Origin of the sequence: Streptomyces cinnamoneus (assembly GCF_014650495.1) — a bacterium.
GTDB lineage: Bacteria > Actinomycetota > Actinomycetes > Streptomycetales > Streptomycetaceae > Streptomyces > Streptomyces cinnamoneus.
On sequence record NZ_BMVB01000016.1, the window covers coordinates 40,940 to 57,936 of the forward strand.

A 16,997-nucleotide genomic window follows, 5' to 3' on the forward strand; every position below is an offset into this window, starting at 1 on the left:
ACTAACGTTCCGGTATGACGACTGCACTGATCACGGGAGCCACGGCCGGCATCGGCGCGGCCTTCGCACGACGACTGGCGGCCGACGGACACAACCTGGTCATCGTGGCCCGGGACGAGAAGCGGCTGGGCGAGCAGGCGACCGAGCTGCACGACCGCCACCGGGTGGAGGTGGAGGTGCTCCGCGCGGACCTGTCGGAGGAGGCGGGCATCGCGGCCGTCGAGGCCCGGCTCTCGGACCGCAAGAACCCGGTGGACCTGCTGGTCAACAACGCCGGCTTCGGCAACAAGGGCCGCTACCTCGAAGTCTCGATGGCCGACGAGCTGACCATGCTCAAGGTGCACTGCGAGGCGGTCCTGCGGCTGACGTCGGCCGCGGCCGCGGGCATGCGCGAGCGCAGGCGCGGCGGGGTCGTCAACGTGGCGTCGGTGGCCGCGTTCGTCCCCCGGGGTACGTACGGGGCGAGCAAGGCGTGGGTGGTGCAGTTCACCCAGGGTGCCGCGCGGGACCTGGCGGGCAGCGGAGTGCGGCTGATGGCTCTGTGCCCCGGCTTCGTCCGGACGGAGTTCCACCAGCGGGCCGGCATGGGGGTGGACAACGTGCCGGGCTGGATGTGGCTGGACGCCGACAAGCTCGTCGAGGCCGCGCTGAAGGACCTCGCCCGCGGCAAGTCCCTGTCCATCCCTGACCCCCGGTACAAGGCGCTGACGGGCCTGATGAAGCTGGCCCCGCGCCGGGCGGTCTCGCGCGCGAGCGCATCGACCGGCCGCCGGTACGGGCCGAACTGACCCCCGCTTCCGGCGCGACGCCACCCGCCTCGCTCCCCGCCCCACTCCCCGCCTCCCGGGTGCACATTCCGGGCTAGCCTGGATATATCACCTGGGAGGCGCCATGACTTTCGTACAGGTAATCGACTGCAAGACCAGCCGGTACGACGACATGAACCGGCTCATGGACGAGTGGCTCGCCGCCACCGAGGGCAGGCGCACCGCCACCCGCTCGGTCGTCGGCCGGGACCGCGCAGCCGCCGACCACTACATCGAGATCGTCGAGTTCCCGTCCTACGAAGAGGCGATGAAGAACTCGAGCCTCCCGGAGACCAACCGGATCTTCGAGGAGATGGTGGCGCTCTGCGACGGCATGCCGACCTTCACCGACCTCGACGTCGTCCGCGACGAGCAGGTCAACAAGGCGACGGCCCGCCGCTTCTACGAGGAGATCGCCGTCGGCGGCGACCTGGACCTCGTCGACGAGATCTTCGCGGCCGACTACCGGGACCACGACGTCGTCAAGGAGGAGGAGACCGCGATCGGCGCGCACGTCATGAAGCAGGACGTGACGTTCTGGCGGAACGCGTTCGACTTCGACTTCACCCTCCACTGCCAGGTGGCCGAGGGCGACCAGGTCACCACCCACTGGACCTGGCGGGGCGTCCACCAGGGCGACTTCATGGGGCTGCAGCCGACGGGCCGACGGGCCACGATGGACGGCGTGACGATCCATCGCTTCGCGGACGGGAAGATCGCGGAGGGCTGGTGGATCTACGATCTGATGGGCCTGAGGCGCCAGCTGGACGTGGGGCCGTAACGGCCGGACCGGAGCCGTAACGGCCGCAACGGAACGGCTCCGCGCCACCGCACACGAAGCCGCACACGAACACCGCACACGAACGGCCCGGCCCGGCCTCCCGCGAGGGGAGGCCGGGCCGGGCCGTGGTGCAAAGGCGTCGGTGCGGCGGTGCGTCAGTGCGCGTGGCCGTGACCGTGGCCGTGACCGGCCTCGGCGGACTCCTCTTCCTTCTTCTCGACGACCAGGGTCTCGGTCGTGAGCAGCAGGGAGGCGATGGACGCGGCGTTCTCCAGGGCGGAGCGGGTGACCTTGACCGGGTCGATGACGCCGGCCTTCACCAGGTCGCCGTACTCGCCGGTGGCGGCGTTGAAGCCCTGGCCCTTCTCCAGCTCGGCGACCTTGGAGGTGATGACGTAGCCCTCCAGGCCGGCGTTCTCGGCGATCCAGCGCAGCGGCTCGACGACGGCGCGGCGGACGACGGCGACGCCGGTGGCCTCGTCACCCTCCTTGCCCAGGCCGCCGTCCAGCACCTTGGCGGCGTGGACGAGCGCGGAGCCACCACCGGAGACGATGCCCTCCTCGACCGCGGCGCGGGTCGCGGAGATGGCGTCCTCCAGACGGTGCTTCTTCTCCTTGAGCTCGACCTCGGTGGCCGCACCCACGCGGATGACGCAGACGCCACCGGCGAGCTTGGCGAGGCGCTCCTGGAGCTTCTCGCGGTCCCAGTCCGAGTCGGTGGTCTCGATCTCGGCCTTGATCTGGGCGACGCGACCCTGGACGTCGGCGGCGTTGCCGCCGCCGTCGACGATGGTGGTGTCGTCCTTGGTGATCGTCACGCGGCGGGCGGAGCCCAGCACGTCCAGACCGGCCTGGTCGAGCTTGAGGCCGACCTCCTCGGCGATGACGGTGGCACCGGTGAGGGTGGCCATGTCGCCCAGCATCGCCTTGCGGCGGTCGCCGAAGCCCGGGGCCTTGACGGCCACGGCGTTGAACGTGCCGCGGATCTTGTTGACGACCAGGGTGGAGAGGGCCTCGCCCTCGACGTCCTCGGCGATGATCAGCAGCGGCTTGGAGCCACCGCCCTGGATGATCTTCTCCAGCAGCGGGAGCAGGTCCTGGATCGAGGAGATCTTGCCCTGGTGGATCAGGATGTACGGGTCGTCGAGGACGGCCTCCATACGCTCCTGGTCGGTGACCATGTACGGCGAGAGGTAACCCTTGTCGAAGGCCATGCCCTCGGTGAAGTCCAGCTCCAGACCGAAGGTGTTGGACTCCTCGACGGTGATGACACCGTCCTTGCCGACCTTGTCCATGGCCTCGGCGATGAGCTCGCCGACCTGCTTGTCCTGCGCGGAGAGCGCGGCGACGGCGGCGATGTCGGCCTTGTCGGCGATCGGGCGGGCGGTCGCCAGCAGGTCGTCGGAGACGGCCTTGACCGCGGCGTCGATGCCCTTCTTCAGGGAGGCCGGGGAGGCGCCGGCGGCGACGTTGCGCAGACCCTCGCGGACCAGCGCCTGGGCCAGGACGGTCGCGGTGGTGGTGCCGTCACCCGCGATGTCGTTGGTCTTGGTCGCCACCTCCTTGACGAGCTGGGCGCCCAGGTTCTCGTACGCGTCGTCGAGCTCGACCTCGCGGGCGATGGTGACGCCGTCGTTGGTGATGGTGGGGGCGCCGAACTTCTTGTCGATGACGACGTTGCGGCCCTTGGGGCCGATCGTCACCTTCACGGTGTCGGCAAGCTTGTTGACGCCGCGCTCAAGAGCGCGACGGGCGTCCTCGTCGAACTTCAGGGTCTTCGCCATGGGTTACGTATCCTCGCGATCTCTCTCAAACGAACTGCGCCCCGGGCGCCCGGCTGTGACGCGGGAACCAGGGGCGCAGAACAAAAGCTTCGAAGGTTCGAAAGCTTGGGTGAATTACTTCTCGATGACCGCGAGGACGTCGCGGGCCGAGAGGACGAGGTACTCGTCGCCGTTGTACTTCACCTCGGTGCCGCCGTACTTGCTGTACAGCACGACATCGCCGACCTTCACGTCGAGCGGCAGGCGCTCGCCGTTCTCGAAGCGGCCCGGGCCCACGGCCAGGACAGCGCCCTCCTGGGGCTTCTCCTTGGCGGTGTCCGGAATGACCAGGCCGGAGGCCGTGGTCTGCTCGGCGTCGAGCGGCTGGACCACGATGCGGTCCTCAAGCGGCTTGATGGCAACCTTGGAGCTGGCGGTCGTCACGATCCGACCTCCCCCTTCGGAGATCTCACGGGGTTAACTGTCTGAGGTGGCGACCAGGTGGATCCGTCGTCGCGGGTGCCGAATCTGCCCGTCGCTGTGTTTGGCACTCACCGGTGGAGAGTGCCAACGGAGCCGAGACTATGACGCGGTTAGCACTCGGTCAAGCGGAGTGCCAATTCGCCGTTGCGGCGAGCCTGGCGATCACCGGGTGCGGCGCGGGTACGACGCGGGTGCGACGCGGGGTGCGACGCGGGTGCGGCGGACGGCCGGAAGGTGCCCTACCCAGCCGGGACCCGGCGCACTCCCCCGGCGCCGTCCGGAGCGGACCTGATCGTCCAGGGCGGTCTCCCTGGCCGTCCGCGACGCGCCTAGAGGTAGTCCTCCAGCCGCGCCACCGTGTAGCCCTGCCGCTGGATGCTGCGCAGCATGTTGGTGACCATGCCGGTCATCGAGGTGCCCTTGAGCTCCTGAGGGCCGCGGAAGTGCGCCAGGACGATGTCGCCGGGGCGCAGCTTGTCGCTCTGCGCGTAGCGCATGTCGTTGATCTGCATCGTCACCTCCCAGAGCACGACCGCGCGCACACCGCAGCCGCCGGCCGCGGCGAGGGTGGCGTCGTTGTAGTTGCCGTACGGGGGGCGGAAGAGCGCCGGCCGTGTGCCGAAACGCTTCTCCAGGGCGTCCTGCTGCCCGCATATCTCGTGCTTCTGCGCATCGGCGGAGAGGGTGCGCAGGTTGGGGTGGGTCAGGGTGTGGTTGTCGATGCCGTTGCCGAGGGCCCGGAGCTGGTCGAAGTAGCCGTAGCCGCTGCCCGCGCGGGAGATGCTGTCCGTCAGGAACATCGTGAACGGCAGCTTGAGGTCCTTGGCCATCTTCAGGAACTCGGGGTCCTTCTCGGCCCCGTCGTCGAAGGTCACGAAGACGACCTTGTCCTGGGTGGGTATCCGGCGGACGACCTGGGGGGCGCCGCCCGTGGCCCCGTCGGTGAGCTTCTTCGCCGGCGGGGCGGGCGGCGCGGCCAGCGGCCGCTCCAGGCCCCAGCGGCGGTACGCGTCGTCGGACGCGGGCGGCGTCGCGGACGTCGTGGCGGCGGACGCGCCGCCCGCGCGGGCTTCCTTCTTGCCTCCCCCGGAGGAACCGGAGCAGCCGGCGAGGGCACCGGCCAGGAGGACGGCGGCGGAGGCGAGGGCGGCGGCGCGCAGACGGCGGCCGGAAACGAGCAGGCTCACGCGGACGATTGTTGTGCATGCGTTCGAACTCCGCGCGGGGGCCTCCGCCCAGGGACTCCCGCCCCGGCCCGCCGCTTCGCTCCGCTGCCTCGGCCCTCTGCTCCAGCCCCTGCCCCGGCCCGCTGCCCCGGCGCCTCAGCCGACGGCCGGGAGCGCCGCGACGGCCTTCGCCCAGGGGTACGCCTCCTGGCCGTCGCCCTGGACCGGCTCGTCGCCCGGGTCGTCGCCCGGTCCGTCGCCGGCCTCGTCGAGCAGCACGGTCACCCCCGCCGCGCGCAGGAACTCCACGCTCCGGGGGAAGGCGGGGTGCGCCGCCTGGGCGTCGCCCAGACGGGGCAGGGCGACGAGGGGCAGGCCCAGGCCGACGGCCTCGGTGATCAGGCCGAGGGCGAGGGTGTCGGAGATGCCGGCCGCCCACTTGTTGACCGTGTTGAAGGTGGCGGGCGCAACGAGGATCGCGTCGGGCGGCGGCAGGACGTCGGGCTCGCCGGGAAGCTTGTACTGGTGGCGCACGGGGTGGCCGGTCAGTGCGCGCAGGGCGGGCACCTCCGCTTCCAGCCAGCGGTGCGCGGAGGGCGTGAGGATCAGGCACACGTCCCAGCCACGGGCCTGGGCGGCGCGGACTCCGTCGGCGACCCGGACGGCGGGCGCGGCGGCGCAGCAGACCAGGTAGAGGATGCGGTTCGCGGTGGTCGTCACCCCGGCAGTCCACCGCGTGGGGCACCGGCCCGCAAGAGAGAATGAGACACGTGCCCGCACCGAATCCCGCCACCGACGCGACCGACGCCACCGCCGCCTTCGCGGCCCTGCTCACCGACGAGGGCCGCGCCCTCCTCGACGGCCTGCGCGACTACGACCCCTCCCAGGAGCTGGCCACGGCCACCCGGCTGCGCCGCGAGCACCCCGCCGAGCTGGTGTCGGCGGCGCTCGGACAGGCACGGCTGCGGCAGCGCGCGGTCGCGAAGTTCGGTGCGGAGGACGCGTACCGGATGTTCTTCACCCCCAACGGCGTGGAGCAGGCCACGCGCGCGTCCGTCGCGCTCCACCGCGCCCGGCGCTTCGAGGCGCTCGGCGTGCGTCGCCTGGCCGACCTGTGCTGTGGCAACGGCGGCGACGCGATCGCCCTCGCCCGGGCCGGCATCGCCGTCCTCGCCGTGGACCGCGACCCCCTGACCTGCGAGGTCGCCCGGGCCAACGCGGCGGCGCTGGGTCTGTCGGATCTCATCGAGGTGCGCTGCGCCGACGTCACGGAGGTCGACACGTCGACGTACGACGCCGTGTTCGTCGACCCTGCGCGGCGCGGCGGCCGCGGCCGGATCTTCGACCCGGAGGCGTACTCCCCGCCCCTGTCCTGGGCGATCGAGGCGGCCCGCCGGGCCCCGCGCGCGGCCCTGAAGATCGCACCGGGCGTCCCGCACGAGGCGATCCCCGAGGACGCCGAGGCGGAGTGGATCTCGGACGGCGGCGACGTGAAGGAGGCCGTGCTGTGGTTCGGCACGGAGCCGGGCGCCCGCCGCGCGACGCTGCTGCCGGGCGGTGCGTCGCTGGTGGGCCAGGGCCTGCCGGACCCGGCGGTACGGCCGGTGGGGCGCTACCTCTACGAGCCGGACGGCGCGGTCATCCGCGCGCACCTGGTGGCCGATGTCGCGGCCGGGCTCGGCGACGGCGGTCTGATCGACGAGACGATCGCGTACGTGACGAGCGACGAGCTGCGCGGGACGCCGTACGCGGCGGCGTACGAGATCACGGACGTGCTGCCGTTCAACCTGAAGCGGCTGAAGGCGCTGGTGCGGGAGCGCGGGATCGGCGTCGTCGTCATCAAGAAGCGGGGTTCGGCCGTCGAGCCGGAGGAGCTCCGCAAGAAGCTCAAGCCGGCCGGGCCGAACTCCTGCGTCATCGTCCTGACGCGCGTGGCGGGTGCACCGACGATGCTGCTGGGGCAGCCGGTGGCGAGGCCCTCGGACACGCCCTAACCCCGGGTCAGCCCTTCTCGGCCCTTGAGGCGGTGATGCTGAATTCAGTCGCCCCGCCAGATGTTGTCGAAGGCCGACTGCTCGATGGCCCGCCGCTGCCGTAGCGCTTCCAGCTCCATCACCGCGCCGTTGACCGCGGCGAGCACGGTGTCCACGGCGTCGTCGGCCACGCCCGGGGCGGCGGCCTCTGCGTTCCCCTCGTCGCCGGTCCGGACGGCCGTGACGAGGGCGGCGAGGACGGGCTCGTTCGACCGCAGGCGGCCGTCCGGATCCGTCAGCACCGGCCGGCCGGGCCGGAAGGTCCAGCTACGACGTTGCCGTCGGACGTGCCCGTCCGCCTCAAGGGCGGCCACGTAGGCCGAGGCCAGGTCGCGTCCCCTGCGCCACAGCCAGTCGCCGACTGCCTCGTACGGCGCCTCCGCGGTGAGCGACGCCGCGGCCTCGTCCAGCAGGGGGTCACCCGTGCCCGTGGGCGGGCCGGGGACGATCCGGTCGCCCTGGTCGCCGCCCAGCGTGACGACCCCGGCGGCCAGGAGGTCGGCCAGCTCGGCGCCTGCCAGCGCCAGTGACACCTCACCCCGCTCCGCGGGCCGGTCGGGGGCCTCGCCCATGACGGCGATCAGCAGGTCCCGGGCTGTGGTCATGGGGCGCTCCCGTTGGCTAGTGCCTGAACTCTTTGAGCTTCTCTGTCTCCAGGGTGAACCCAACCGGCGCAGGGAGCTCGACCGGCGTGCCGTACGGCCGTTCGGGTTCACGGTTGATCGCCCGCAGGATGGCCGCCCGGGCGTGGACTTCCTCCGGTGTGAGGGCGGCCGAGGCGGGTCGTTGGGGTTCGCCCCGGCAGTCGCGGCAGAGGCCGCCGGGGAGGGCCTCCGGGCGGCCGGGAGCGGCGCAGACGGTGCACTCCACGAGCCTCAGCGGGGTGAGGCTCGGCGGTTCCGGCGCGCGCTCGGGAGGCAGCTTGTCGATGAGTCGACGACGGGCCAGCGCCGCAGCGTGGTGCACCTGCGAGGGCAACCCCGCCGTGAGCTCGCGTACGACGTGGCTCTCGCTCGCGCCGCGCTCCAGCCATGCGGCCGCCAGCGGTTCGAGGGCGACGCAGTCGGTGTGCGACAGCGTCATGCGCGGGTCCGTGCGCCCGGCGGCGGCCAGCGCCGCGTACGCCCGCGAGCGGGGCGCGGGCCCGGAGGGCGGCTCGGGGACCTCGCCCGCGAGGACGGCCGTCCACCAGGCGTCGTCCCGCGCGGTGCGCGAGAAGTACGTGCGCGTCACCCAGTGATAGGCCCCGTCGTCACCCTTGAGGTGCTCTTTCACCCGACGGAGGTGCCCGGCTTCCGACAGGCGCCGCAGGGCCGTGCGGCACGCGGCCTGGCCGTAGGCGGGAAGCTGGGCAGCCAGCGACTTGGCGTCCATGGCCGCGCCTTCGGGCAGGCGGTCGACGAACGCGGCGATCTGCGCCTCGCGCGGCGGGAGGTGCGCGAAGTCCGTGGCGGTACGCGGCGATTGGGCGGGGGCGGACTTCTTGCCGTAGCCCGGCTTGGCCATCGGGTAGGCGTGCGGGGGGCGCGCGACGGCGCTAGGGTTGGCGTCAGCCATGAGATCGAGTCCTTTTCGATCTTGATGGTCAGACCCCGGCTCGGTGCGCTAACACCGACCGGGGTCGTTTGCTTGTTCCGGACGCTAGAGGGTCGCCACTGTTCGTCGCAAGCAGATCACACAAAGTGAACGCGGCGTGGTATACGCGCGATTGGGGAGGGTGGGTGGGTTGAAACCCACCGCCCATTCCTTGAATAAAGAGCCCGGAGCCCGGAGCTCAAGCCCCGGCGTGGAAATATTCCCGGGCCCGGCGGGCGAGCTCGTCCGGCGTCAGGTCCTCCAGGTGCGTGAGGAAGACCCAGACATGCCCGAAGGGGTCGCGCAGTATGGCGGTGCGGTCGCCGTGGAACTGGTCGGTCGGCGGCTGCAGCAGCTCCGCGCCGGCCACAACGGCCTGCCGCACGAGAGCATCGACGTCATCGACGTAGACGTGCAGACCCACGGTGGTACCGCCGATGGCGGTCGGCGCGCCGAAGACGGGCCCTTCGGCGTCTCCGAGCATGATGGCGGATCCCTGAATGCTGATCTCTGCGTGCAGGATGCGCCCGTCCGGACCATCGAGGCGGAACAGCTCTTCGGCGCGGAAAGCCTGGACGTAGAAGCTGATCGCAGAGGCGGCTCCGTCGAGCATGATGTGAGCGATCACGGCGTTGCGGTAGTTCTCGGGAACGGTGGTCGCGGCCATGGGAAGTTCCTCCTTCATCGATTTCTGCCGATGGCCACGAAGGTAGGAACTCAATCAAGCTTGAGGTCAAGGCGAGGCTCCGCTCCGCTCCGCTGCGCGCACATGCAGCGTCTCTGCACCGCTGCGCGGCTTGGGCCGGGAGGGCGCCGGGGCTCCGCCCCTGAGAGCCCGCCCGCTGGCGCGACCTTGCCGGGTGCGCCCGGCATGCGGAGCTCGCCCACCAAGGCTGCGCCAGCAGCCGGCCCCCTGGGGCGGAGCCCCTGGCCCCCTCCGCGCCCCAAGCCGCGCAGCGGCGCAGAATCGCTGCGCGATCCCTGGGCTCAGCCCCCGGCGGCGAGAGCGGCCACGAACGCCGCCCAGGCGGGAGCCGCGAAGCGGAGCTCCGGCCCGGTTATTCGCTTCGAGTCCCGCACCCGTATCTCCCGGGGCCCGGAGCGCACCTCGACGCAGGCGTTTCCCTCTGACGTGCTGTAGCTGGACTTGAACCACATCAGCTTGGTGCTCACAACTCCTCCGAGAGCTCTCGGATGAAACGCACGGACTCCGCCGGATTGAGAGCCACCCTGCCGTTCAATGCGTGCTTCTGCGCATACGAACTGACCTTGGCCGGATCGCCGTAGAGCCCACCCGTGGCGTGCGCTTCCTCGTAGGCAATCCGGTCATGCCCTGGCAACTCCAACACCATGATGGCCCTGTCGAGCCCCTCCCTGTACCTGTCGAGCGGCATCACCTGCGCCGTTACGTTGCGCTGCTGCCCCACCTCCAAGATGCGCAGCAGTTGCCTCCTATGGGCCTCGTTGCTGACGACTGGGTAGCGCAGCGGAAGCTCGCCGATCACGAAGGAGAACGCCACAGTTTGCTTGTCGAGCAGTGTTTGCCGCCCGAGCCGGACAGCGACCCTCTCCTCAACCGTCGCGTCATCCACTGGTGGCCATGCCGAGTTGAACAGCGCCCGCATGGTCTCCTCCGTCTGCAGCAGCCCCGGAATGAACATGGGCTCGCAGGAGCTGTACACGATCGCCTCGGCTTCGTACCGGAAGAAGTCCTGCACAACCGACCGCGGCTCTTCCGGCCTCAAGAACGGGTGCGCCGCTTCCAGCAGCCCGGCCGCCCCGCACATCTGGTCCGCGACCTGCAGCACCCGCAGGCTCGGCCGGCGCCGTCCCTGCTCCATCGACTTGATGGTCTCGTAGCCGTACCCGGCTTCCTTCCCCAGCTCCTCCCGCGAGACGCCCGCCCGCTGCCGCCACAGCTTCAGCTGATCCCCGCAGTAGCGCCAGCCGATCGGCGGCTGAGACTCCGCTTCCCCCATGGGCCACCCCTTCCCATCGCCACTACGCAAGGTAGCCGTCAGGGAACGCTCGGGTCTCCCGGTTCGCACGCCAAGCCTGCCCCCGAACGGGTGAATCGCCAGGCGCCGACGCCTGCCCGTACCGCCCTCTCCTCCACGGCGAGTCAGAGGCTCTCGAAGGGCGGCACAATCCTCGTGACGACGATCATCCTGCCCCGCCGGAACACGAGGAAGAAGAAGAATCCTCCTGCGGCTTCCAGTTGCCGCATGCCACCGGGCCTTGGCCCTTCGCCGACGTGATCGAGGTCTGCGCCAGTGCTCGCCAACAAGACAAGGTCCTCGGCAAGTCGCTCGACCTCCGCCACGTAGGCAGCCGGTACGCCGCCCGCAACGTGCTCTTCGTTCGGGTCGTACGCCCAGCTCCAATCGCTCAAGGCTTCCTCAGCCCAATTGCCTCAAACGCGTCGTCGAGGATGTGGCCGAGCTCGGACGTGACCGTGAAGATCTGCTCCCGGTCGTCCAATTCGGCCGCCAAGTCCTCCAGCTCCCGGAACCTCGCCGCTACCTGTGGCTGGCGCTGGATCTGCACGTAAACAGCCCAGCGCGTGGTGAACCGCCACAGCGGCCCAAACTCCGCTACCTGACGGGCCGGGTCCATAGCCTCGTCAACAGCCTGTTCCAGCTCTCTGGCAAATGCAGGCAGAGAAGCAGGCATGATCTTCCCGACGGCTTGGCGTAGCGCGGACACCGTGGGCGAAGGCTGCGGAATCAACGGTCGCGCGGGAACATCAGCAGTCATGGTTTCTCCCATGGGCGGGACTCTGCTCCGTACGCTCACCGTACCCAGCCCAAACAGGCATGCGACCACCTGAACGGGGACCCGCCGAAGCGGCCTTGACCGCTCCGGTCCGCCTACGAGTACAGGTTGTCCTTGCTCAGCTCGTGGAAGTGATCGTGGTCGTGCCCATGGCCATGGCCATGGCCGTGACCGTGGCCATCCCCATGCCCCGGCACGTGCGACTCCGTCACCGGCAGTGACGAGTCCGCCGACAGGTCCCACGACGACGACGCGCGGCCCCGGGCCACCATCTCCGCGCCCAGTGCCGCCACCATCGCGCCGTTGTCCGTGCACAGCTTCGGGCGCGGCACGCGCAGCGTGATGCCCGCGTCCTCGCAGCGGCGCTCGGCCATCGCGCGCAGACGGGTATTGGCCGCCACACCGCCGCCGATCATCAGGTGGTCCACGCCGTGGTCCTTGCAGGCGCGCACCGCCTTCCGCGTCAGCACGTCCACGACCGCCTCCTGGAACGAGGCCGCCACGTCCGCCACCGGCACGTTCTCGCCCGCCGCGCGCTTGGCCTCGATCCAGCGGGCGACCGCCGTCTTGAGGCCGGAGAAGGAGAAGTCGTATATCGGGTCGCGCGGGCCCGTCAGGCCGCGCGGGAAGCGGATGGCGTCCGGGTCGCCCTCGCGGGCGTAGCGGTCGATGACCGGGCCGCCGGGGAAGCCGAGGTTCAGCACGCGGGCGATCTTGTCGAACGCCTCGCCCGCCGCGTCGTCGATCGTCGAGCCGAGCGGGCGGACGTCCGCGGTGATGTCCGGTGCCAGGAGCAGCGAGGAGTGGCCGCCGGACACCAGCAGCGCCATCGTCGGCTCGGGCAGCGCACCGTGTTCCAGCTGGTCGACGCAGATGTGCGAGGCCAGGTGGTTGACGCCGTAGAGCGGCTTGCCCAGCGCGTACGCGTACGCCTTGGCCGCCGAGACGCCCACGAGCAGGGCGCCCGCGAGGCCCGGGCCCGCGGTGACCGCGATGCCGTCCAGGTCCTTCGCGCTCACCCCCGCGTCCTTCAGGGCGCGCTGGATCGTCGGGACCATGGCCTCCAGGTGCGCCCGGCTGGCGACCTCGGGGACGACGCCGCCGAAGCGGGCGTGCTCGTCGACGCTGGAGGCGACCGCGTCCGCGAGCAGCGTGTGACCGCGGACGATACCGACGCCGGTCTCGTCGCACGAGGTCTCGATGCCGAGGACGAGGGGTTCGTCAGTCCTGCGAGCCATGGGGCATTCCTTGCACTGCGGTGATGGGATCGGACAGGCGCATGACGAGCGCGTCGACGTTGCCGGGCTGGTAGTAGCCGCGGCGCACGCCCACGGGCTCGAAGCCGAAGCGTTCGTACAGGCGCTGGGCGCGGGTGTTGTCGACGCGCACTTCGAGCAGCACCTCGTGGCACTCGAAGGCGGTCGCGGTCGTGAGCAGTTCGGCCAGGAGGCGGGCGCCCAGGCCGGTGCTCCAGTGTTCCTTGGCCACGGCGATCGTCTGCACGTCGCCGGTGCCGTCGATGGCGGCGAGCCCGGCGTAGCCGACGATCCGCCGGGGCGCCTCCCCGGCGCCGGCGGGGGCGGCCCCGGCCGTCTCGGCCACCACGTAGCGGCGGTTGGCGTTCGCACCGCGCGCGTGGGCCAGCTCGGACCAGAAGAGCCCCTTGGACCACGCGTCGTCCGGGAAGAGCTCGCGTTCGAGCTCCAGCACCGGGCCGATGTCCCACCAGCGCATCTCCCGGATGCCCACGGCTGCGGCGGTCCCGGTCACTGGGGGGTGACCACCTTGTAGTTGGCCGGCACCTGGGCGTCGGGGCGGCGCAGGTACAGCGGCTGGCCCGGCAGGAACTCCCCGCCCGTGCGCAGCTTCTCCGCGGCCAGCGCGGCCAGCGCGCCCGCCGACTGGTGCTGCGGCAGGTCGGCCCGTACGTCGGTGAACGCGTCCGGGTAGAGCACGGCGCCCGCGCCGACGGCCGTGAGGCCGGCGACCCGCTCCGCGAGCTCGGCCGGACGGTCCACGGCCGGCTCGGTGACGCGGGTGCGGGCGTCCGCGTACCTGGCCCAGTAGACCTCCTTGCGGCGGGCGTCCGTGGCCACGACGAACTCTCCCTCCAGCCCCGCCAGACCGGCCGCGTACGCGATGCCGTCCAGCGTGCACAGGCTGTGGACGGGAACGTCCAGCACGGCGGCGAAGGTCGCGGCCGTGACGATGCCGACGCGCAGGCCGGTGTACGGGCCGGGGCCGACCCCGACGACGATGCCGGTCACGGCGTCCAGTTTGCGGCCCGCCTCGGCCAGCACCCGGTCGACAGCGGGCAGCAGCAGCTCCCCGTGCCGGCGGGCGTCCACCTGGCTCGACTCGGCGACGACGGAGTCGCCGTCGTGGAGGGCGACGGTGACGGCGGGGGTGGCGGTATCCAGAGCGAGCAGCAGCACGGAACAAGCCTACGGCGCGCCGTGGGGCGTCCGGTGCCCGCACCGGCCGCCGCGGGGGCGCGGCGGGGTCACTGAGCGGGTGCTACGGTCAGCCGCATAGTCGTACGAGCACTGTGCCGACGGGGCGTGCAGGCAGTACGTAGCGGCACATCGGGGCGACCCGAACGCAGGACGAAAGGTGCGCACCGTGGCACGCAGCAGCTCAGGAATCTTCGTGGCCACGCTCACCGCGGCGGCCCTGGCCGGAGTCGGCTTCCTGGCCGTGCAGGCGGAGGCCGCACCCGACCACCCGAAGAGCGCGCAGGCCACGGGCCAGGAGTCCGGCAAGGCGAAGGGCGACGGCGGCTCGGACAAGGGCGCGGCCTCCGATGCCCAGGGTCAGGGCCAGGCGGCGAACGCGGTCCCCGAGGGCTCGGGCACGGGCCTGCGGGTCGTCTACGCGCTCGGCAAGAAGCGGGTGTGGCTCGTCGGCTCCGACGGCAAGGCCACCCGGACGTACGAGGTGGCGCCCAGCACCGTCAGCCCGCCGCCCGGGGCGTACAAGGTCACCTCGCGCGACCCGCAGGTCACCGGCTCGGACGGCATTCCGATCGAGCACGTGGTGCGCTTCCACAAGGACTCGGCCGGGATCGTCTTCGGCTTCAGCGCGGCCGTCGACGGCTCGTCGCCGAAGCCGGACCCGGCGAAGAAGACCGGCGGCATCCGTGAGCAGCCCGCGGACGGGCGGGCGATGTGGGAGTTCGCCGTGAACAACACGAAGGTGGTCGTCGTCCCGTAAGCCCGGGGCCCCGTAAGGGGCCCGCCCGGCTTCCGGCCCGTCCGGCTCACCCGGCTTCCGGCCCGCCCGGCTTCCGGCTCACCCGGCTTCCGGCCTGTCGGACGGTCCGTCCGGCTTCCGGCTCTCACCCGCCCCACTCCTACGCGGCGTCGCGCTCCGGGTCCGGGGTCTCCCCGCGCCCCGGCCCCCGCTCCTGCGGCTCGTCGGGGCCCGGCGTGACGGTCCCCGGCGCCTTCGGCGGGGTGGAGACGGCGTCGGCCGCGGCGCAGGCGGCGAGCAGGTCGCGCATCGACAGGGGGCGGCGCTCCTCGGGCTCGGAGCGGTTCGCCGAGGCGGCAGCGGCAGCGGGCTCGTGGGCCGACATGAGTGCCTCCTGGGGCAGCTGGGGCCGGACGGAGCGAGTCAGGAGTGTGCCAGGACCGAGTTAGGCACACCTAACCAACCCTCCGCCTCTCCATGTGACCACGTCCGCGGCCGCGCGCGCAACATCTTCCCGACGGACTGTCGGAATGTTCGGCAACAGGCCGCGCCGACCCCGCCGGCACTGCCCCGCAGGGGCCCCGCAGGCCCCGCCCCGCCGCCTAGCCCAGGAGCGCGAAGTCGACCGACGCCCAGCGGTCGCCCACGCCCGTGACCGTCACGCTGCGCACGTCGTCGGCGTCGTCGACGGGGGCGTCCGCGCCCACCGCGCGCTCGATGACGACCCGCAGGCGGTCCTCGGACAGGTCCTCGACCTTGCCGTCGCCCCACTCCACGACGATCACGGATTCCGGCAGCGAGACGTCGAGGTCCAGGTCCTCCATCTCGTCCAGCCCGCCCGAGAGCCGGTAGGCGTCGACGTGGACCAGGGCGGGGCCGTCGCCGAGCGGCGGGTGCACGCGGGCGATGACGAAGGTCGGGGAGGTCACGGCGCCACGGACGCCGAGGCCCTCGCCCAGGCCGCGGGTCATGGTCGTCTTGCCGGCGCCCAGCTCGCCGGAGAGCAGCACCAGGTCGCCGGGGCGCAGCAGCGTCGCCAGCCTGCGGCCCACTTCGCGCATGTCCTCGGCGGACTTCACGGTGAGCTGCGCGGCGGTGGCGGCGGAGGTCTCGTGCGGGACGTTCATATTCGCCGATGGTACGGGGCCGGGGCGGCCGTACGGGCCTCAGCCGCCCGGTTGTGCTCCGGCCGCGCGTCCCTGCCGGACCCCGGCCGCGCCGGTGGCCGTCAGCAGCGCGGTCAGGTGCGAGGAGACGGTGGCCGGCTGCTCCAGCATGACCAGGTGCCCGGCGCCCTCCACCACGACCAGCTCGGCGTCCGGCAGCGCGGCCGCGATGACCTCGCTGTGCCCGCTCGGGGTGATCAGGTCCTTCTCGCCCGCGAGGACCAGCACCGGGAGGCGGCCGAACGCCTCCAGGGCCGCCACCTTGTCGTGCTCGTCGAACGCCGGGTAGAACGCGGCGACCACGTCCACGGGCGTCGCCTCGATGAGGCGCTCGGCGAAGCGCGCGACCGCCGGGTCGACGTCCCTCGACCCGAACGAATAGCGCTTGATGATCCCCGCGAGGAGGTCCGCGGTCGCCCGCCGTCCCTTCTCCACCAGCTCGGTCTGCGCCGCCATCAGCTTGAACGCGCCGGGCAGGACCGCCCGGCGCACCAGGTTCATGCCGGCGGCCGGGAGCCCGTAGGTGACCTCGGAGAGCTTGCCCGAGGAGGTGCCGACGAAGGCCGCGCCGACGACCCGCTCGGCGATCAGCTCGGGGTACTGGGCGGCCAGGGCCATGGTCGTCATCCCGCCCATCGAGTGCCCCACCAGCACCAGCGGCCCCTCGGGGGCGGCGGCGTCGATGACGGCCTTCAGATCGCGGCCGAGCAGGTCGATGCTGACCGGATCGCCGCCCTCGGCGCGGGCGGAGCGGCCGTGGCTGCGCTGGTCCCAGAAGACGGTGCGCACGACGCCGCGCAGGGCGGCGCGCTGGAAGTGCCAGGAGTCCTGGCTCAGGCAGTAGCCGTGGCTGAAGACGACGGTGACGGCGGGCGCGGGACGGCGGCCGAAGAGCCGGCCGCGGCGGCCACCGGCGCCCTCGGGGTCGGCCTCGTCCACCTCGTAGTGGAGAACCGTCCCGTCCTCGGCGACGGCGGTGCCGGGCGTGCCGCGCAGCGTCCCGTACGGGCCCGCCGCGTCCAGGGCGAGGCGTGCCTTGCGGCGCATGCCACGGCCGACCGTCAGCCGCTCGACGGCCACACCGACCGCCGCTCCGGCGGCGACGACGCCCACCGCGGCGCCCGCGAGGCCCGCGCCGAGGCGCCAGCCGGTCCCGCCCGCGCCGGCCGCCGTCGTGGCCCCCGCGGCCGCTGCCGTGGCTCCGGCGGCGGCGGCGAGTGCCGCCGCCGCTCCCGTACTGTCGCCGCCCTCGCTCAT

Annotated in this window: 21 protein-coding genes; 4 read left to right on the forward strand and 17 right to left on the reverse strand. The window is 72.0% G+C overall.

What is annotated here, in order from left to right; genetic code table 11:
* The first annotated feature begins 14 nt into the window (after window positions 1-14).
* A complete protein-coding gene (locus IE182_RS21535; RefSeq protein WP_190111548.1) occupies window positions 15-788 on the forward strand; it encodes an SDR family NAD(P)-dependent oxidoreductase in 774 nt (257 codons plus the stop codon).
* A gap of 103 nt (window positions 789-891) precedes the next feature.
* Window positions 892-1,587: an ester cyclase gene (locus tag IE182_RS21540; protein ID WP_190111549.1), complete on the forward strand. Its 696-nt coding sequence runs from the start codon at window positions 892-894 to the stop codon at window positions 1,585-1,587.
* A 155-nt stretch (window positions 1,588-1,742) separates the two neighbouring features.
* Here the strand turns inward: IE182_RS21540 and groL are convergent, their stop codons facing one another.
* From groL to IE182_RS21560, 4 genes are all read right to left on the reverse strand, one after another.
* A complete protein-coding gene (gene groL / locus IE182_RS21545) occupies window positions 1,743-3,371 on the reverse strand; it encodes a chaperonin GroEL (protein WP_190111550.1) in 1,629 nt (542 codons plus the stop codon).
* Between the two features lie 114 nt (window positions 3,372-3,485).
* Window positions 3,486-3,794 carry a co-chaperone GroES gene (gene groES, locus IE182_RS21550; RefSeq protein ID WP_083105757.1) on the reverse strand — a complete coding sequence of 103 codons (309 nt, stop codon included), beginning with the start codon at window positions 3,792-3,794 and terminating at the stop codon, window positions 3,486-3,488.
* 368 nt (window positions 3,795-4,162) lie between these two features.
* Window positions 4,163-5,020 (reverse strand): polysaccharide deacetylase family protein, encoded by an 858-nt coding sequence (locus IE182_RS21555; RefSeq protein WP_229845003.1) that lies wholly within the window; start codon window positions 5,018-5,020, stop codon window positions 4,163-4,165.
* Between the two features lie 135 nt (window positions 5,021-5,155).
* Complete coding sequence (locus IE182_RS21560) at window positions 5,156-5,719, reverse strand: flavoprotein (protein WP_190111551.1); 564 nt, start codon at window positions 5,717-5,719, stop codon at window positions 5,156-5,158.
* Between the two features lie 50 nt (window positions 5,720-5,769).
* Here IE182_RS21560 and IE182_RS21565 point away from each other — a divergent pair, with 50 nt between their 5' ends.
* Complete coding sequence (locus IE182_RS21565) at window positions 5,770-6,993, forward strand: class I SAM-dependent methyltransferase (protein WP_229845004.1); 1,224 nt, start codon at window positions 5,770-5,772, stop codon at window positions 6,991-6,993.
* Between the two features lie 44 nt (window positions 6,994-7,037).
* Here the strand turns inward: IE182_RS21565 and IE182_RS21570 are convergent, their stop codons facing one another.
* The 10 genes from IE182_RS21570 to tsaB all read right to left on the reverse strand — a co-directional run bounded on the left by IE182_RS21570 (window position 7,038) and on the right by tsaB (window position 13,817).
* Window positions 7,038-7,637 (reverse strand): GOLPH3/VPS74 family protein, encoded by a 600-nt coding sequence (locus IE182_RS21570; protein ID WP_190111553.1) that lies wholly within the window; start codon window positions 7,635-7,637, stop codon window positions 7,038-7,040.
* A 16-nt stretch (window positions 7,638-7,653) separates the two neighbouring features.
* Entirely contained in the window at window positions 7,654-8,589 is a 936-nt protein-coding gene (locus IE182_RS21575) for a hypothetical protein (protein WP_229845005.1), read from the reverse strand.
* A 217-nt stretch (window positions 8,590-8,806) separates the two neighbouring features.
* The gene (locus IE182_RS21580; protein ID WP_190111554.1) at window positions 8,807-9,274 is read right to left on the reverse strand and encodes a VOC family protein; all 468 of its coding nucleotides are present in this window, start codon (window positions 9,272-9,274) and stop codon (window positions 8,807-8,809) included.
* A gap of 320 nt (window positions 9,275-9,594) precedes the next feature.
* The gene (locus tag IE182_RS21585; RefSeq protein WP_190111620.1) at window positions 9,595-9,765 is read right to left on the reverse strand and encodes a DUF397 domain-containing protein; all 171 of its coding nucleotides are present in this window, start codon (window positions 9,763-9,765) and stop codon (window positions 9,595-9,597) included.
* Window positions 9,766-9,776: 11 nt separating this feature from the next.
* The gene (locus IE182_RS21590; RefSeq protein WP_190111555.1) at window positions 9,777-10,586 is read right to left on the reverse strand and encodes a helix-turn-helix domain-containing protein; all 810 of its coding nucleotides are present in this window, start codon (window positions 10,584-10,586) and stop codon (window positions 9,777-9,779) included.
* A gap of 143 nt (window positions 10,587-10,729) precedes the next feature.
* Entirely contained in the window at window positions 10,730-10,999 is a 270-nt protein-coding gene (locus IE182_RS21595; RefSeq protein WP_190111556.1) for a hypothetical protein, read from the reverse strand.
* A complete protein-coding gene (locus IE182_RS21600) occupies window positions 10,996-11,376 on the reverse strand; it encodes a hypothetical protein (protein ID WP_229845006.1) in 381 nt (126 codons plus the stop codon). Before IE182_RS21600 ends, IE182_RS21595 begins: the two co-directional genes overlap by 4 nt.
* 101 nt (window positions 11,377-11,477) lie before the next feature.
* Window positions 11,478-12,620, reverse strand: a complete 1,143-nt coding sequence (tsaD, locus tag IE182_RS21605) for a tRNA (adenosine(37)-N6)-threonylcarbamoyltransferase complex transferase subunit TsaD (RefSeq protein WP_190111557.1) — start codon at window positions 12,618-12,620, stop codon at window positions 11,478-11,480.
* Window positions 12,604-13,116 carry a ribosomal protein S18-alanine N-acetyltransferase gene (rimI, locus tag IE182_RS21610; RefSeq protein ID WP_190111622.1) on the reverse strand — a complete coding sequence of 171 codons (513 nt, stop codon included), beginning with the start codon at window positions 13,114-13,116 and terminating at the stop codon, window positions 12,604-12,606. The genes tsaD and rimI overlap by 17 nt, the downstream gene beginning before the upstream one ends.
* Window positions 13,117-13,148: 32 nt before the next feature.
* Complete coding sequence (gene tsaB, locus IE182_RS21615; RefSeq protein ID WP_190111558.1) at window positions 13,149-13,817, reverse strand: tRNA (adenosine(37)-N6)-threonylcarbamoyltransferase complex dimerization subunit type 1 TsaB; 669 nt, start codon at window positions 13,815-13,817, stop codon at window positions 13,149-13,151.
* Window positions 13,818-14,004: 187 nt separating this feature from the next.
* On the opposite strand from tsaB, the gene IE182_RS21620 reads away from it, so the two are divergent.
* Window positions 14,005-14,595 (forward strand): hypothetical protein, encoded by a 591-nt coding sequence (locus IE182_RS21620; protein WP_190111559.1) that lies wholly within the window; start codon window positions 14,005-14,007, stop codon window positions 14,593-14,595.
* Window positions 14,596-14,734: 139 nt separating this feature from the next.
* Here IE182_RS21620 and IE182_RS21625 read toward each other — a convergent pair whose 3' ends face one another.
* The 3 genes from IE182_RS21625 to IE182_RS21635 form a co-directional block, all read right to left on the reverse strand.
* On the reverse strand, window positions 14,735-14,959 hold the full coding sequence (locus tag IE182_RS21625) for a hypothetical protein (protein WP_190111626.1): 225 nt from the start codon (window positions 14,957-14,959) through the stop codon (window positions 14,735-14,737).
* Window positions 14,960-15,176: 217 nt separating this feature from the next.
* Window positions 15,177-15,701 (reverse strand): tRNA (adenosine(37)-N6)-threonylcarbamoyltransferase complex ATPase subunit type 1 TsaE, encoded by a 525-nt coding sequence (tsaE, locus tag IE182_RS21630; RefSeq protein WP_190111560.1) that lies wholly within the window; start codon window positions 15,699-15,701, stop codon window positions 15,177-15,179.
* Window positions 15,702-15,740: 39 nt separating this feature from the next.
* The gene (locus tag IE182_RS21635) at window positions 15,741-16,997 is read right to left on the reverse strand and encodes an alpha/beta fold hydrolase (RefSeq protein WP_190111561.1); all 1,257 of its coding nucleotides are present in this window, start codon (window positions 16,995-16,997) and stop codon (window positions 15,741-15,743) included.

Excerpts from the sequence above, each read along its gene's own strand:
- IE182_RS21535 (WP_190111548.1), top strand. The coding sequence starts at position 15 with ATGACGACTGCACTGATCACGGGAGCCACGGCCGGCATCGGCGCGGCC.
- IE182_RS21540 (WP_190111549.1), top strand. The coding sequence starts at position 892 with ATGACTTTCGTACAGGTAATCGACTGCAAGACCAGCCGGTACGACGAC.
- groL (WP_190111550.1), bottom strand. The coding sequence starts at position 3,371 with ATGGCGAAGACCCTGAAGTTCGACGAGGACGCCCGTCGCGCTCTTGAG.
- IE182_RS21570 (WP_190111553.1), bottom strand. The coding sequence starts at position 7,637 with ATGACCACAGCCCGGGACCTGCTGATCGCCGTCATGGGCGAGGCCCCC.
- IE182_RS21575 (WP_229845005.1), bottom strand. The coding sequence starts at position 8,589 with ATGGCTGACGCCAACCCTAGCGCCGTCGCGCGCCCCCCGCACGCCTAC.
- IE182_RS21580 (WP_190111554.1), bottom strand. The coding sequence starts at position 9,274 with ATGGCCGCGACCACCGTTCCCGAGAACTACCGCAACGCCGTGATCGCT.
- IE182_RS21585 (WP_190111620.1), bottom strand. The coding sequence starts at position 9,765 with ATGTGGTTCAAGTCCAGCTACAGCACGTCAGAGGGAAACGCCTGCGTC.
- IE182_RS21590 (WP_190111555.1), bottom strand. The coding sequence starts at position 10,586 with ATGGGGGAAGCGGAGTCTCAGCCGCCGATCGGCTGGCGCTACTGCGGG.
- IE182_RS21600 (WP_229845006.1), bottom strand. The coding sequence starts at position 11,376 with ATGGGAGAAACCATGACTGCTGATGTTCCCGCGCGACCGTTGATTCCG.
- tsaD (WP_190111557.1), bottom strand. The coding sequence starts at position 12,620 with ATGGCTCGCAGGACTGACGAACCCCTCGTCCTCGGCATCGAGACCTCG.
- rimI (WP_190111622.1), bottom strand. The coding sequence starts at position 13,116 with ATGCGCTGGTGGGACATCGGCCCGGTGCTGGAGCTCGAACGCGAGCTC.
- IE182_RS21625 (WP_190111626.1), bottom strand. The coding sequence starts at position 14,959 with ATGTCGGCCCACGAGCCCGCTGCCGCTGCCGCCTCGGCGAACCGCTCC.
- tsaE (WP_190111560.1), bottom strand. The coding sequence starts at position 15,701 with ATGAACGTCCCGCACGAGACCTCCGCCGCCACCGCCGCGCAGCTCACC.
- IE182_RS21635 (WP_190111561.1), bottom strand. The coding sequence starts at position 16,997 with ATGAGCGAGGGCGGCGACAGTACGGGAGCGGCGGCGGCACTCGCCGCC.